This is a genomic window from Sphingobium sp. LF-16 (assembly GCF_003711185.1).
In the GTDB taxonomy this organism is placed as follows: Bacteria; Pseudomonadota; Alphaproteobacteria; order Sphingomonadales; family Sphingomonadaceae; genus Sphingobium; species Sphingobium yanoikuyae_A.
In genome coordinates this window covers 796,990-810,968 of record NZ_CP029335.1, presented here as the reverse complement: position 1 = coordinate 810,968, position 13,979 = coordinate 796,990, and the positions used below count along the sequence as shown (strand labels likewise).

12 protein-coding genes and 1 pseudogene are annotated in these 13,979 nt (G+C 60.3%); 12 read left to right on the top strand and 1 reads right to left on the bottom strand.

Features of this window, described 5'->3' with window-relative positions; all coding sequences use genetic code 11:
- Positions 1–49 precede the first annotated feature (49 nt).
- Entirely contained in the window at positions 50–1,072 is a 1,023-nt protein-coding gene (locus DIZ22_RS21645) for a polysaccharide pyruvyl transferase family protein (RefSeq protein WP_164488850.1), read from the bottom strand.
- An 835-nt stretch (positions 1,073–1,907) separates the two neighbouring features.
- Here DIZ22_RS21645 and DIZ22_RS21640 point away from each other — a divergent pair.
- The 12 genes and pseudogenes from DIZ22_RS21640 to DIZ22_RS03875 all read left to right on the top strand — a co-directional run bounded on the left by DIZ22_RS21640 (position 1,908) and on the right by DIZ22_RS03875 (position 13,846).
- Positions 1,908–2,279, top strand: a complete 372-nt coding sequence (locus DIZ22_RS21640; protein ID WP_164488849.1) for a hypothetical protein — start codon at positions 1,908–1,910, stop codon at positions 2,277–2,279.
- A 121-nt stretch (positions 2,280–2,400) separates the two neighbouring features.
- Positions 2,401–2,724: a hypothetical protein gene (locus tag DIZ22_RS21635; RefSeq protein WP_137405452.1), complete on the top strand. Its 324-nt coding sequence runs from the start codon at positions 2,401–2,403 to the stop codon at positions 2,722–2,724.
- A 974-nt stretch (positions 2,725–3,698) separates the two neighbouring features.
- A complete protein-coding gene (locus DIZ22_RS21625; protein ID WP_164488847.1) occupies positions 3,699–3,935 on the top strand; it encodes a hypothetical protein in 237 nt (78 codons plus the stop codon).
- Positions 3,936–4,319: 384 nt separating this feature from the next.
- A pseudogene (locus DIZ22_RS03915) lies at positions 4,320–5,066 on the top strand (glycosyltransferase family 2 protein); the annotation flags it as partial.
- Complete coding sequence (locus DIZ22_RS03910) at positions 5,063–6,103, top strand: hypothetical protein (protein ID WP_240626798.1); 1,041 nt, start codon at positions 5,063–5,065, stop codon at positions 6,101–6,103. The pseudogene DIZ22_RS03915 and the gene DIZ22_RS03910, both read left to right, overlap by 4 nt.
- A 57-nt stretch (positions 6,104–6,160) precedes the next feature.
- Positions 6,161–7,075 carry a sulfite exporter TauE/SafE family protein gene (locus DIZ22_RS03905; RefSeq protein ID WP_004207740.1) on the top strand — a complete coding sequence of 305 codons (915 nt, stop codon included), beginning with the start codon at positions 6,161–6,163 and terminating at the stop codon, positions 7,073–7,075.
- Positions 7,072–7,830, top strand: coding sequence for a TIGR02186 family protein (locus DIZ22_RS03900; RefSeq protein ID WP_048938853.1), 759 nt, complete (start codon positions 7,072–7,074; stop codon positions 7,828–7,830). The genes DIZ22_RS03905 and DIZ22_RS03900 overlap by 4 nt, the downstream gene beginning before the upstream one ends.
- A 224-nt stretch (positions 7,831–8,054) precedes the next feature.
- The gene (locus tag DIZ22_RS03895; protein WP_048938854.1) at positions 8,055–8,792 is read left to right on the top strand and encodes an AcvB/VirJ family lysyl-phosphatidylglycerol hydrolase; all 738 of its coding nucleotides are present in this window, start codon (positions 8,055–8,057) and stop codon (positions 8,790–8,792) included.
- A 3-nt stretch (positions 8,793–8,795) separates the two neighbouring features.
- The gene (locus DIZ22_RS03890) at positions 8,796–9,206 is read left to right on the top strand and encodes a DUF2147 domain-containing protein (protein ID WP_037512273.1); all 411 of its coding nucleotides are present in this window, start codon (positions 8,796–8,798) and stop codon (positions 9,204–9,206) included.
- A 6-nt stretch (positions 9,207–9,212) separates the two neighbouring features.
- The gene (gene mprF, locus DIZ22_RS03885; protein WP_122927919.1) at positions 9,213–11,756 is read left to right on the top strand and encodes a bifunctional lysylphosphatidylglycerol flippase/synthetase MprF; all 2,544 of its coding nucleotides are present in this window, start codon (positions 9,213–9,215) and stop codon (positions 11,754–11,756) included.
- Positions 11,757–11,795: 39 nt separating this feature from the next.
- On the top strand, positions 11,796–12,188 hold the full coding sequence (locus DIZ22_RS03880) for a VOC family protein (protein WP_048938856.1): 393 nt from the start codon (positions 11,796–11,798) through the stop codon (positions 12,186–12,188).
- 53 nt (positions 12,189–12,241) lie between these two features.
- Entirely contained in the window at positions 12,242–13,846 is a 1,605-nt protein-coding gene (locus tag DIZ22_RS03875) for a family 43 glycosylhydrolase (protein ID WP_048938857.1), read from the top strand.
- Positions 13,847–13,979 lie beyond the last annotated feature (133 nt).

Genomic DNA, 13,979 nt, shown 5'->3' with positions numbered 1-13,979 from the left:
TTCCAGCATCTATTTCGGTATTTTCTATGGTAAGCGCACGCCGCGCAATTTAATTTCCGGGTTCACTGGTGGCGCGCTCAATATCAATCAAACGCTTATTTAGTCTCTTGAAGTCATTTGACATTTCGATAATCGTAAATTCCATCTGGGCTATTCTTTTCGCCATTATTTGAATTGTTTCACATTTTGATACCGGCACCACTCTTTGCTCGATAAAATTTCTGACTTTCTGGAAAAAATCCAAATTTAGCTGCCGAGCTTCAATTAGAAAACCAGATGGATCAGGCAGATTGTGCGCGAGCTCTAAAATTTTCCCTTCGTCAAATTTAGCATCATCATAAAAGCCCACTTGGTGGCGAAAATAACGGTACTTATCGACGCCAAGGCGGGTTTTTGGCAAAATGGCCTTCTTACCGAGAAGCATAGACCAATATGCGCCATGGTAGGAGCTTACCAAAATAACTTTAGAAGATAATATGTATTCAGCTATCGATCCAATCGGTTCTGCATTGGTTATCGACGAAGAAAATCCGGAAACAGCAAAAGAGCTTTCCAATGCACTCCTAATCACCCCGACCTCTCGCTTTATTTCCACGTCGGATTGCTTTTTATCAAAGGCGGGATGGAGGCAGGAGGCGCAAGGTAGAAACGATGCCTGGTAGGGATGGTTGTAGTCCCGAACTCCGCTGAGAAGTGTTTTTTCGAAATTTATTGGAACAGTGGACGTCTTCTTGTTAAAAATATTATCAGCGTTATATTTATGAGTTCCGGCACCCCAAATTATTACATTGTCGCATTTTTCGGTAATCTTATTGAAAACTTGATTCAACTGGTCGGAATTATCTAATAATCCGCCACCTCCAAATATTACGATATCACTTTTTTCGATCTCATGCCAAAGAACGGACCAATCTGAATGCAATATACATGTGTACTGGGAGAAAAAATCAATGAAATAATAATAAGGAGAAGCTATCCAATCCCCAACGTTGGCAGACGCATTTAGCTTTTCTAAGTGGTGAATGAAATGAATCTTCGGATTATTAGTTTTTGTGATGATATTGCTGATCATTTCATTTTCCAGTTCAAATTTACGGGTTAAAATATCATCATATTTTGTGCAGTGAAATTTTCTAGATTGTTTTTTGTACATCGTAATTTTAAATGCCTACTACTGGCATTCAGGGAATGCTAGTATCTTCGACATAGCCAAAGTCTGTGAAGGCGGTAAAGCCGGAAACATAGATATGCACCCTTTGAGGTTGAAAGCATACGAGAGAGCCTTGGCGTCGCACCCGCCATCTAAGGTGGGCCCGGATTTCGTTTGCAATAGGCGTCGGCCATTTACAGGCTGCAGGTTTCGCCTGGCGGTTGCGTGACTGAAGCCGATAAAGCCCCTTATCGCCAATGGAAGCGGCCTTGAAGCGACTAAATCCCTGTTCGACTCCTCCCCCCATATCGGAGATGACGCTCGCCCAGTCTGGAATGACGCTAACGCCCAATTAGTTGAGATGGCCTCAGGGAATGAATCGCCTGGGCGTTGGCGAAAACCGGACGGTCGGCCACCGACCAGAAGTTGCCTTTTTAGGCACGCTCCGCTCTGCCCTGTTTGCTGCCATTCAAAATGGCTGTAGCGTGAGACGATGTGGAAACGCGCTCTGCCCATTGCCCTGGCTTTGATCGTTGGCTTAGCGGCGGGCTGGTTCCTCAGAGGAGAGATTGCCATAGACACTTGTCTGGACATGGGTGGAAAATGGTGGAAACCCGGCCTTTGTCGGGACGCCACGAAATTTCTCCTCAATTAGAGACGACCGTCTTCGACCATTTCTTGCCGTCCGTTCGGAAAATTGGATTGCCCGCAACTGGCCATTCGTTCAGCTTGACCAATTGAGTCTGGGGGGCGTCGTATGGGCCAAAAAGAACGAATGGACTGCGCGAACAATGCTTGGGAAGCGGCACCTTGGGATGCCAGTGATGAGATTGCCGACAGTCAGTTGAAAGGGTTCCAGCAGCGGTCCGAATGGCCGATTTTTTGGACCTCGGTTCGAGAATCGTCCGCAGAATTGTTTGGACTGGACAGGCAGTGGTTCATTTCTCGCGACGTTGAATATTATGCGGAACATGCCGGTGAGCAGCTATTGCTCATGCAGCTTGCATGGCACGGCTTTCCTGATCCTCCAGAATGGCGATTGGCTTCACGAAGCGCCGGAAAAATCGATGAGCCATGGAGCGAATGGGGCTATTTCGCTAAGTTACCCCAAGCTTGGATTATCCCGTAGATCGATCCTTGGTTACGAAAGCTGCCTGTCTCACACCGACCAAAAATTGCCTTTTACGTTTCTGTATCGGGCGTCCAAAAGCGGACATCTTGCCGAGCATTGTCTGGCAACCGGCGGAACGATGAGTAAAGCCATGAATGAAAGCGTAATTATCCGCGCAAGCATCCGACTTTTATCGACGATAGAAGGAGGGCGAAGGCATGCGATCAGCGGAAGTTACCGTCCGAACCATAATTTCTTTGAGCCGTTGGACCTCGAAATGGCAAGGGGTTCGATTGATGTGCCAAATGGAAAGGAATTAAGACCGGGCGAGAGTGCTGAGTTTCTAATCGAGTTGTTTATTGGACCTCAGCATCAAGCGGAAATTTATCCCGGCCGAAAGTGGCGCATTCAAGAGGGCGCGACATTGGTAGGATGGGGAACCGTCAAAGAAGTCCTATCATGAGGAAGTTGAAGGGGGGCGATGGCAAAAATTGCCCCTCAACGCTCGAAACCCGCCATTCCGCTTCCCACCCCTGTTAGATGCTCATCGCGCCGAGCGGCGCCAAGCACACCCGACAGCGGTCGGTCCGCTCCTGGGCGGGGAAGTTGCCGGGCCAGAAACGATCAGTTGCGAGCGGAAAAAAGGAAAAGAAGCCAAGTCAGACGAAATTTCATGTTGACCTTTGTAGATGACAAGAAACTTAAGTTGCCGCCGACAATGCATGGGGAACGGAGAAATTGCAGCTGCGTCTGGAGCCGTGTAATTGATTGAGTGGGCAAATCTTCAATAGATACACACTCGGAATTTTGTCTGTCGAAACTTCAAAAACGTTCTTTCCATTTGTGATAAGATAACTGCATATTTTAATATTCTGCATACGCATTTCCAAGCAAAAATATCTATTTTTGATCAGATACGATGCATTTTCATCTGAATATCCGTGAACTACAGCTTTTCCTCCTTGGAAAAAGCTTATTCCATTATCATGGTTCCAAAAAATTGGATATTTCTTTATATTATTTCCAATTAATATACGTTCTATCTCTTGATCGCTCAACTTTCTGTATTTTGAATTCGGAGTGCGGTTATCTCCCACGTCGTCTTCACAAGAGGATGTCGCGAATGCGGCCATTAGGAGAATTGTTGAGAGTGATTTTCGCGCAAGCATTGCATCCCCGCTGATCAATTCTAGCCCACGGTTATCGTCTCTTTTCGACATTGTATATTTCAAAGCAGACCGTCGCCTAACCACCCTCGATCGCCGTTCACCGGCGCGCCTGGCGCCCCGCTCCCCCGATAGGTGCCCGTCCGCTCCTGGGCAGGAAAGCTGCCCGGCGCGAAGCGACCAGAAATTGCCGTTCAAACGGATAGGATTGTTTCCCAATAGCGGACGACAATCGCTTTGATATAACGCCCCTCTGTTGAGGGGGATGAAGATGGCCAAATCAGGAAAGCGCGAGCGACATCAGGATGCTTGCGAACAGCTACCAGATGTGGATGTCTTCCTGTTTTCCAAGGGAATATCTGCTTCTGACTACTTTATCACCGATAGCGGTTCGATCGGGTTCAGAGATAAAAACGGGCGAGAGTTTGATCTGATAATCGATCATCCGCGCCTCGCGATTGCCGCACTTAACACGCTCAAAGCGCTTGGCGTTGGATCAATCGTCTAACTCGCTTGCCCTGTCCTCAGTTGCCTTGTGGTGATGGTGAGCTTACTCGGAGCCAATGCAAGACACTCAAAAACAAGTGCCGGAAATCACTGAGCAGGCGAGAGCCGAAGCTAGAATGCAGCCGAATGGTTGGGTTTATGCCATTGGTGGAGGATACAACGATACTGAGGCTGTGCCACCTCAAGCAATTCAGGGCGCTTGGAAAGTCGACGCATCCGGGAACATTACAGGTGAGTTTTTACATAATCCCAATTACGATCCGGCGTTCCGGAAGCGGCATTAGGACTGCTATCCGTAATACGTAATTCACAAGCCGCCATTCCGCTTTCCACCCCTTTCCGCCGTTTGCGCGGGTCGCGGCAGAGTGACGCTAACGGCCAATGAGCTGAAGCCCATGGCAAGTCCCTGACGGTGAGGGAATTTCTTGGTGCATCCATTCCCTCTGCTGGCGTCGCCTGCGCCTTTGAAAGAAATATATTGGCCGCTCTCGCCCCTCATGCTGGCGCGGGGCCATTCGATCCGGGGTCATTGACCGAAGATTATGAAGCGGGGTTGCGGATCGCCGACATGGGCGGCCGGGGCATCTTCCTGCGCATCCGTGATGCACAGGGCCGTCTTGTCGCGACCCGCGAATATTTTCCCGACAGCGCTCCGGCCGCCATCCGCCAGAAGGCACGCTGGATCATCGGCATTTCGCTTGCCGGATGGGATCGGATGGGCTGGCAGGGCGGCCCGGCCGAATGGTGGATGCGGATCAGGGACCGGCGCGCCACCCTTGCGGCCCTGATCATCGTCGCCGCCTACGCCACGCTGCTGCTCTGGAGCGTGTTGGAACTGGCGCGCCCATTCCTGGCGCCGCAAATGCGCCCGTCGACGCCGCTGATCGACACCTTGCTGACGCTCAATCTCTGGCTCATGGCATGGCGCATCACGATGCGCGCAATCTTTGCCGGCCATGCCTATGGCTGGCGGCATGGACTGGCGGCCGTGCCGCGCATGTTCGTCGGCAACGCGATCGCTATCCTGGCCGCCCGGCGCGCCGTGATCCTCTATGTCCAGTCGCTGCTGGGCAAGCCACTGGTGTGGGACAAGACGCAACATCGCTTCCCCGACATGGAGGAGCAGGCATGATCGGATCATCGGCCGATGGACGGCCGGTGCGCTTCTTTTTCATGCTGTGCATTGGCTGGACCGGCATGCGTCTGTTCGGCACGATCGCGTCGACAGCACCGCTACCAGCGACAGTGCCAGCCCCGGCCAAAGGCAGTCGGATCGGCTCCCCCACTCGTCAGGAGCGCATGATCCCGATCATCAACAGAGCAGAGACAGCAATATATTCTGGCAATAAGTGGCAAGCCATCCGTGCGCGTTCGCCCTTCAAGCCAGTCCGGACCGCTTATGCCATCGCGCCACTATCGACGGCATGGTCGTTGAACTCTGGCGCCTCCAGACAAAGATCTCCCCTAGCCCAGCCCAAAGCCATGGAACCGCTTGCCATTTCGGTATCGACCATATCGCCCGTCGGTCATGATCGCTGGCAAGGCAGCGCCTGGCTGCTCTGGCGCTCCGGCGGTGGTTCTTCGGCAGACCTCGCCACTGTGGGGCGCCTTGGCGGGTCGCAGGCCGGGGCACGGATCGACTTCGACCTGATGCCGCGATCCTCGGGGCGCCTTGCCGCTTATGGTCGGGCCACGACGGCCCTCCAGTCGCCAGAAGCGCCCGAAACCGCGATCGGCCTGTCCTATCAGCCAATACGCCATATCGCCGTCAGCCTTGCCGCCGAACGACGGATCGCGCTCGATACCCAGGCGCGCGACGCTTTCGCGCTGTTGCTCGTCGGCGGTTTTGGCCCAAAACCCGTGGCAGGACCGATCGAGGCCAGCCTTTATGCGCAGACCGGCATGGTGGGGCTGCACAAGCGCGACCTTTTCATCGACGGAAAATTCTCGCTTCTCGCGCCGATCAAGGGCAGCCCTCTGCGCGTTGGCCTCAGCCTGTCTGGTGGTGCGCAACCCGATGTCGAACGACTGGATATCGGCCCCGAAATCCAGTTTCGCCTGCCCCTTCCAGCGATCGCCGCACGCATCGGGATCGAATGGCGTGAACGTGTCGCCGGCCAAGCCAAACCGGCTTCCGGCCTGGCGGTCACACTCGCCGCCGATTTTTAGCCTGCCAGCCATCTCTCGGCTTTCGCTCGGAGTCTTTTGTCTCTAACCCGATGGGGCATGGATCTATACCTGCCCATCGCCAATCTGTCGGTGAACGCCCTGGTCATCATCGGACTGGGTGGCGTCGTCGGCCTGTTGTCGGGCATGTTCGGCGTGGGTGGCGGCTTCCTCACCACGCCGCTGCTGATCTTCTATGGCATCCCGCCTACGGTCGCAGCGGCCTCTGCCGCCAGCCAGGTGACCGGCGCCAGCGTGTCCGGCGTCGTCACCCACATGTCGCGCGGCACCGTCGATTTCCGCATGGGCGGCGTACTGATCGCCGGCGGCGTGGTCGGCGCGGGCCTTGGCGTCCTCATCTTCCGCCTGCTCCAGTCGCTGGGGCAGATCGATACGGTGATCGGCATCCTCTATGTGCTGATGCTGGGCGGCATCGGATCGCTGATGGCGAAGGAGTCGATCCAGGCACTGATCGCGCTCAAAACCGGCAAGCGCATGCAGGCGCGCAAGCGCCGCCACCATCCGCTGGTCGCCGCACTGCCGATGCGCTGGCGCTTCTATCGCTCGGGCCTCTATATCTCGCCGCTAGCGCCGCTGCTGCTGGGCATGGCAACCGGCATCCTGACCATGTTGCTGGGCGTGGGGGGGGGCTTCATCCTGGTGCCGGCGATGCTCTATCTGCTCGGCATGAACACCCAGTCGGTGGTCGGCACGTCGCTGTTCCAGATCCTGTTCGTCACCATGGCGACGACCATGATGCACGCGATGACGACCAAAGCGGTCGATCTGGTGCTGGCCATGCTGCTGCTGATCGGCAGCGTCACCGGCGCGCAGGTCGGCACCCGGCTGTCGATGACGATCCGCCCGGAATATCTGCGCATCCTGCTCGCCGCGATCGTGCTGCTGGTCGCCGCACGCATGGCGCTGGGGCTGGGCTGGCGGCCCGACGAAATCTTCACGATCGACGTGAAATGAGGATATCCTGCCTCATCCTGCCAGCCCTGGCCCTGCTGCTGAGTGCCGCGGACGAACCGCAACTGGTGCCTGATGTGTCGCAGCGCGAGGTCGAGATCCAGTACAGCTTCACCGGCGCGGACCTGCTGCTGTTCGGCGCCATCGTCTATCCCGACGGTCGGCGGCCGGACAAGCCGGCGGACATCGTCGTCGTGCTGAAGGGCCCCGAACAGTCGATCACCATGCGCGAAAAGCAGAAGGTCGCCGGCATCTGGGTCAATGCCGACCGCGCCCGCTTTCGCTCTGCGCCCAGCTTCTATGCCATGGCCTCCTCGCGCCCGATCGCCCAGATCGTCGATGAGCGGACCGCCGCAATCTACGAACTGGGCGTCGACAAGCTGCAACTCTCCCCCTCCTCGCTCAACGATAGTGCCGAGCTCGACCGGTTCCAGGCTGGCCTGGTCGATCTGCGCCAGCGCAACGGCCTGTTCGTCGAACGCCCCGGCACGGTGGAGATTAGCGACGGCGTGCTCTATCGCGCCCGCCTGCCGCTTTCGGCCCGTGTGATCGTGGGCGATTATACCGCCGAAACCTTCCTGGTGCAGGACGGCCGCGTCGTGGCAGCGGCGGTGCGCGACATCCATGTCCGCAAATCGGGCTTCGAACAGTTCATGGCCGTCGCGGCCGAACGCTGGTCGTTCCTCTATGGCCTGACCGCCATCGCCCTGGCCGTCGGCATGGGCTGGGCCGCCGGCGCAGTCGCCCGCCGCATCTGATCGGCCGCCTCTCCAAAAGTTCATCTTCCAGCCACGCTACCGCAGGCCGTCATGGACCATATCGGTCGTGCCACCTCCCCTCCCCCTTGGGTGGCACGAAACAGGCCAGCTTGGACCAGCTGGCCGAACGGTCGGAACGCGTGGGTCTTGTTCCGACCGCTCACAGCCCGGCACGTCGGTCTCCTCCCGACGTGCCGGGCGCTCGGGTCTATCGAGGAGACGGCATGATGGCGCGCAGCGGCAAGAGCATCCGATATATCCTGCCCATCCTGATCCTCGCTCTGCTGGCAGCGGCCTTCCAATGGCTCGGTTATCTGGGCGGCGATCCCTTTTCCCTCTCCCGCCCACAGGGCTATCGGCCGGGCCATGGCACGCCGATCGTCATCATCCTGTCGGGCGACATGGGCATGAAGGTCGGCATGGGGCCGGGGATCATGGCACGCCTGACGCGAGACGGCATGCCGACCGTCGGCGTCAATTCGCTGACCTATTTTCGCAGGACCCGCAGCTCTGCCGAAGCCACTACCCTGATCAGCCAAGCCCTGGCTCAGGCCCACAGCATTGATCCCGCCGCGCCGGTCATCCTGATCGGCCAGTCGTTCGGCGCCGACATGGCGCATGTCGGCCTTGCCGCGCTGCCCGCTGCCCAACGCCGGGCCATCGCCATGGTGGCGCTGGTCGTGCCAGGCGCCACGGTCGAATATCGCGCTTCGCCCGGTGAGATATTCACCTTTGCCATGGCGGAGGCGGACGCCCTGCCGACCGCGCGCAAGCTCGACTGGGCGCCTTTGCTCTGCGTCCATGGACAGGAGGAAGCGGCCAGCCTGTGCCCATTGCTGCACCAGCCCAATGGGCAGACCGTCGCGCTGCCGGGCGGGCATCCATTGCACCATGATGTCGATGCGCTCTACCATGTCCTGCACGCGGCCTTCGCCCGGCAGGGATTGATCCGGAAGACCTGACCCATGCCTCATGCCTTGCGCCTGTTCCTTGCCGGCATCAGCCTGATCGCCGCCGCTCCGGCGATGGCGGCCGATCCGGTGCTGGGTTCCTGGATCAATCCGCGCGGCAGCGTCACGGTCACGACCGGCGCCTGCCAGGACAGATTGTGCGGCTGGGTCAGCCACGCCAATGCCGAGGCGCTGGCCGATGCCAGCGATGCCGGCATCCCGCATCTGGTCGGCACCACCCTGTTGCAGGATTATCGCCCCAAGGGACCGGGCCATTGGGCCGGGCGGGTCTATGTGCCCGACATGGGCCGCACCTTCTATTCCACCATCGACCAGCAGGGCCCCGATCAGTTGAAGATTTCCGGCTGCATTCTGGGTGGGCTTTTCTGCCGCAGCCAGCTCTGGCACCGGGTCAAAACAGGGTAGCGGCGGATGGGGGCCATGACATATTTGCGCCGTTACCAGACGCCCTTGTCGGTCGGGCTGGTCGTGCTGCTCGCCGCGCTCGGTTTCGTCGCGCTCTACCATCTGCTGCACGATGTGCATGTGCGCGACATCCGCGCGGCCTTTCATGCACTTGGCCCGACAGCCCTGATCCCCGCCCTGCTGCTGACCGCGATCAGCTATGTCACGCTCACCTTCTACGACGTGCTGGCGCTGCGCTCGATCGGCCGCCCCTTGCCCTATGGCACGGCGGCGCTCGCCTCCTTCACCAGCTATACGCTCAGCCATAATCTGGGCCTGTCGCTGCTGACCGGCGGATCGGCGCGCTACCGCATCTACAGCGCGGCGGGGCTGGGTGTTGCCGATGTAGCGCGGGTGGTCGCGATCGCTGGCGCCACCTTCTGGGGCGGCGTCCTGACGCTGGCGGCGGCCATGCTGGTCTGGCGGCCGGAAACGCTGTCGATGGGCGATGTCCGCCTGTCCGCGCCAATGCTGCGTTTGGCGGGCAGCCTGACCCTCGCGGCCATCATCGGCCTGATCCTCTATGCCGGCCGGCAGGGACGGATGCTGCATTTTGGGCGCATGTCCCTGCCGCTGCCGCCTGCCTCGCGCATATTCTGCCAGATCGGCATCGGCGTGATCGATCTCGCTGCGGCCAGCGCTGCGCTGTTCGTCCTGGTGCCCGGCGTCCGCCTGCACGCCTGGCCTGCCTTCTTCCTGGGCTATGCGCTCGCCATCGTCGCCGTGCTGCTGACCCATGTGCCCGGCGGCGTCGGCGTGTTCGAACTGGTGATGCTTGCCGCCCTGCCCGGCGTGGACCGGCCGCAGCTGGTGGCCGCGCTGCTCGCCTATCGGCTGGTCTATTATATCCTGCCGCTGCTGATCGCGGTCGGCATCATCGTTGCGCAGGAGGGCTGGCGCTGGCGGCAGCCGCTGCGCCGCACCCTGCGCGGCCTGCAAGCCGTCACGACCGGCCTTGCGCCGATCATGACGGCGGCGCTCGTCTTCCTGGGCGGCGCCATCCTGCTGGTATCGGGCTCGCTCCCGGCCATCCCGCATCGCGTCGCCACCCTCAACAGCGTCGTGCCCCTGCCCTTCCTCGAAGCCTCCCACATGGCCGGCAGCCTGGTCGGCGCGGCGCTGCTGATCCTGTCGGCCGGCCTCTACCGGCGGCTGGACGGGGCCTTCTGGCTGACCCGCATCCTGCTGCTGGCCGGCGCGATCTTCTCGCTGCTCAAGGGGCTGGATTATGAGGAGGCGGCGGCGATGCTGCTGATCGCCGCGCTGCTGCAATGGGCGCGCCCGGCCTTCTATCGTCGGACCCAGCTCATCGCCGACGCCTTCACCCCTGGCTGGCTGGCGACCGTCGCAGTGGTTCTGGGCCTCTGCGTCTGGATCGGCTTCTTCGCCTACAAGCATGTCGAATATCAGAACGACCTCTGGTGGCATTTTGCCGCCCGCGCCGATGCCTCGCGCTTCCTGCGCGCCAGCCTGGCCGTTGCCGTCCTGCTGATCGGTGTGGCGCTTTGGCGCCTGCTGCGCCCGGCCGCGACCATTCCCGTCTTGGCGAGCAATGCCGCCGTCCCGCCGGAGGCCGCGCTGGCGCTGGCCGAGCGCACCGACGCCAATCTTGCCTATATCGGCGACAAGCGCTTCCTGGTGTCGGATGGCGGCACCTGTTGCCTGATGTACCAGATCAGAGGGCATAGCTGGATCATCATGGGCGATCCGATCGGCGCCCGAAGCGAGTGGGCGGACCTGCTCTGGCGCCTGCGTGAACAGGCCGATGCGGCGCAGGGCCGCCTGCTGCTTTACCAGATCAGCCAGGACATGCTGCCGCTCGCAATCGAACTGGGGCTGCAGATCGTCAAATATGGCGAGGAGGCGCATGTCGATCTGGCCGGTTTCACGCTGGACGGCCCGGATGCCAAGCCGCTGCGCTATGCCGAGCGGCGCGCCGTGCGCGAAGGCGCCAGTTTCGAGATCATCCCCGCTGCCATGCTGGACAAGGAAATGGACCGGCTGGCCGAGATTTCCGCCCATTGGCTCCAGGCCAAGGGGCACAAGGAAAAATGCTTCAGCGTCGGCCGCTTCGATCGCGCCTATATGGCGCGGTTCGACTGTGCCGTGGTGCGGCAGGAGGGCAGGATCGTCGCCTTCGCCAATATCTGGGCCGCGGCCGACCAGTCCGAACTGTCGGTCGACCTGATGCGCCATGACGACGGCGCGCCCTATGGCACGATGGACTTTCTGTTCATCCACCTGATGCTGTGGGGCAAGGCACATGGTTATCGCTGGTTCAACTTGGGTCTTGCGCCTCTTTCCGGGCTGGAGGCGCGCCGACTGGCACCGCTCTGGTCGAAGCTGGGCGCGCTGCTCTACCAGCATGGCAATGCGCTTTATGGCTTTGAGGGACTGCGCGCCTACAAGGACAAGTTCGGGCCGGAGTGGGAACCCCGCTTCGTCGCCGGGCCGCAGGGCCTGTCCTTCGGTCGGGCGCTGCTCGACCTTCAGGCACTGATCGCCGGATAGCCATTGCGTGGCAGGCGCATCCCGCGATAGCGCTGGGCGATGCACGCCATCCATCATATCGCCATCATTGGGTCCGACTATGCCCGGTCCCGCTATTTCTATGTCGACATTCTCGGCTTTGCCGTGCTGAACGAGGTCTATCGCGCCGAGCGGGACAGCTGGAAATGCGATCTGGCCGTCGGCGGCGCGCAGATCGAGCTTTTCTCCTTCCCCAATCCGCCACCGCGCCCCTCGCGCCCGGAAGCCTGTGGCCTGCGCCACCTTGCCTTTGCCGTCAGCGACCTGGATGCGGAGGTCGCCCGGCTCGAAAGCCATGGCGTGGCGTGCGAGCCGGTACGGGTGGACGAATATACCGACCGGCGCTTCACCTTCTTCGCCGACCCCGACGGACTGCCGCTGGAGCTTTACGAAGAAGAGGTCCGCGCCATTTGACAGCATCAGGCCATGGCCCTTAGGTAACCGGTATCAATAATCGGGAGAGGGTCATGGCAGTCAGCCGACGGGACGCATTGCTGGCGACGGCTTCGGCGGCGCTGGCGGGTGGTTTGAGCGAGGCGCGGGCGGCGCCCCCTGCCCCACCGGCCACGCCTGCCCCCGCGCCCGACTGGCGGCGCGGCTTCGACAATCAGCGCGTCGCCGACCTGGGCGACGGCCGCTTCCTCAATCCGCTGATCGCGGGCGACCATCCCGATCCCACCATCCTGAAGGATGGCGCGGATTATTACATGACCTTCTCGACCTTCGATTCCTATCCGGGCCTCATCATCTGGCATTCGCGCGACCTGGTGAACTGGCGGCCGGTCGGCCCGGCGCTCCACCGGAATATCGGGTCGGTCTGGGCGCCTGAACTGTGCAAGCATAAGGGCCGCTATTATCTCTATATCCCGGTCAAGGCCTCTCCCAACACGAGCTATGTGATCTGGGCCGACCGGATCGAGGGGCCGTGGAGCGATCCGATCGACCTCAACCTGCCCAACCATATCGATCCCGGCCATGCGGTGGGCGAGGATGGGTCGCGCTGGCTGTTCCTGTCGGGCGGCGACCGGGTGCGCCTGACCGACGATGGTCTGGCGACCGTCGGCCAGCCCGAACATGTCTATGATCCCTGGCACTATCCCGACGACTGGGATGTCGAGGGTTTCTCGCCCGAAGGCCCCAAGATTTTGCGCCATAAGGACTGGTTCTATCTGGTGACCGCCGTGGGCGGCACGGCCGGACCGCCGACCGGGCATATGGTGATCGCCGCCCGTTCGCGCTCGATCCATGGACCGTGGGAAAATTGCCCGGCCAACCCGATCGTGCGGACCGTCGATCGCGCCGAAAAATGGTGGTCGCGCGGCCATGCCACCCTGGTCGAGGGACCGGATGGCAGTTGGTGGTCGGTCTATCATGGCTATGAAAATGGCTATTGGACACTGGGACGCCAGACGTTGCTCGACCCGGTCCAATGGACGGCGGACGGCTGGTTCCGCATGACCGGCGGCGACCTGTCGCAGCCGATCGCCAAGCCCAGGGGCGGCCAGGCCGGGCCGCATGGCCAGCCGCTGTCGGACGATTTCCGCGCATTGCACGTCGGTTCGCGCTGGAATTTCTTCAAGCCAGCGCCGCAGGAAGCGCAACGCGCGCGGGTGGAAAACGGATCGCTGGTCCTGAAGGCCAGCGGCACCGCCCCCTCCAGTTCGTCGCCGCTGCTGCTGGTGGCAGCTGACCAGGCCTATCAGTTCGAATGCACGATCGAGATTGCACCGGGCGGCGTCGCCGGGCTGCTGCTCTTCTATGACGAGCAGCTTTATTGCGGGTTGGGCTTCGACCAGGAGCGGTTCGTCACCCATCAATATGGCATCGAACGCGGCCGCCCCGCCAATCCCCATGGCCGCCGGATGCGGATGCGCGTCACCAACGACCGGCATATCATCCGCTTTCACATCAGCGGCGATGACGGCAAGAGCTGGACGCGGTTCGACCGGGGGATGGAAGTGTCGGGCTATCACCATAATGTGCGCGGCGGCTTCCTGATGCTGCGCCCCGGCCTCTATTCCGCCGGTGCGGGTGAAGCGCGCTTCACCGACTTCCGTTTTCGCGCGCTTTAGGCCGATTGGGGCCGACACGGGACGCGACAGGCGAAGTTCACAGTGTCGTGCGGGCTATTTCGGGCCAATGCGCCTGTGATGCACCCACGACGCGCCGGTCATGCGCCTGTGACGCGACAGTGGCGGGGGAAAC

Bases quoted from the DNA above. Each gene is read 5' to 3' on its own strand.
- DIZ22_RS21645 (WP_164488850.1), bottom strand. From the start codon at position 1,072: ATGATCAGCAATATCATCACAAAAACTAATAATCCGAAGATTCATTTC.
- DIZ22_RS21640 (WP_164488849.1), top strand. From the start codon at position 1,908: ATGGGCCAAAAAGAACGAATGGACTGCGCGAACAATGCTTGGGAAGCG.
- DIZ22_RS21635 (WP_137405452.1), top strand. From the start codon at position 2,401: ATGAGTAAAGCCATGAATGAAAGCGTAATTATCCGCGCAAGCATCCGA.
- DIZ22_RS21625 (WP_164488847.1), top strand. From the start codon at position 3,699: ATGGCCAAATCAGGAAAGCGCGAGCGACATCAGGATGCTTGCGAACAG.
- DIZ22_RS03910 (WP_240626798.1), top strand. From the start codon at position 5,063: ATGATCGGATCATCGGCCGATGGACGGCCGGTGCGCTTCTTTTTCATG.
- DIZ22_RS03905 (WP_004207740.1), top strand. From the start codon at position 6,161: ATGGATCTATACCTGCCCATCGCCAATCTGTCGGTGAACGCCCTGGTC.
- DIZ22_RS03900 (WP_048938853.1), top strand. From the start codon at position 7,072: ATGAGGATATCCTGCCTCATCCTGCCAGCCCTGGCCCTGCTGCTGAGT.
- DIZ22_RS03895 (WP_048938854.1), top strand. From the start codon at position 8,055: ATGATGGCGCGCAGCGGCAAGAGCATCCGATATATCCTGCCCATCCTG.
- DIZ22_RS03890 (WP_037512273.1), top strand. From the start codon at position 8,796: ATGCCTCATGCCTTGCGCCTGTTCCTTGCCGGCATCAGCCTGATCGCC.
- mprF (WP_122927919.1), top strand. From the start codon at position 9,213: ATGGGGGCCATGACATATTTGCGCCGTTACCAGACGCCCTTGTCGGTC.
- DIZ22_RS03880 (WP_048938856.1), top strand. From the start codon at position 11,796: ATGCACGCCATCCATCATATCGCCATCATTGGGTCCGACTATGCCCGG.
- DIZ22_RS03875 (WP_048938857.1), top strand. From the start codon at position 12,242: ATGGCAGTCAGCCGACGGGACGCATTGCTGGCGACGGCTTCGGCGGCG.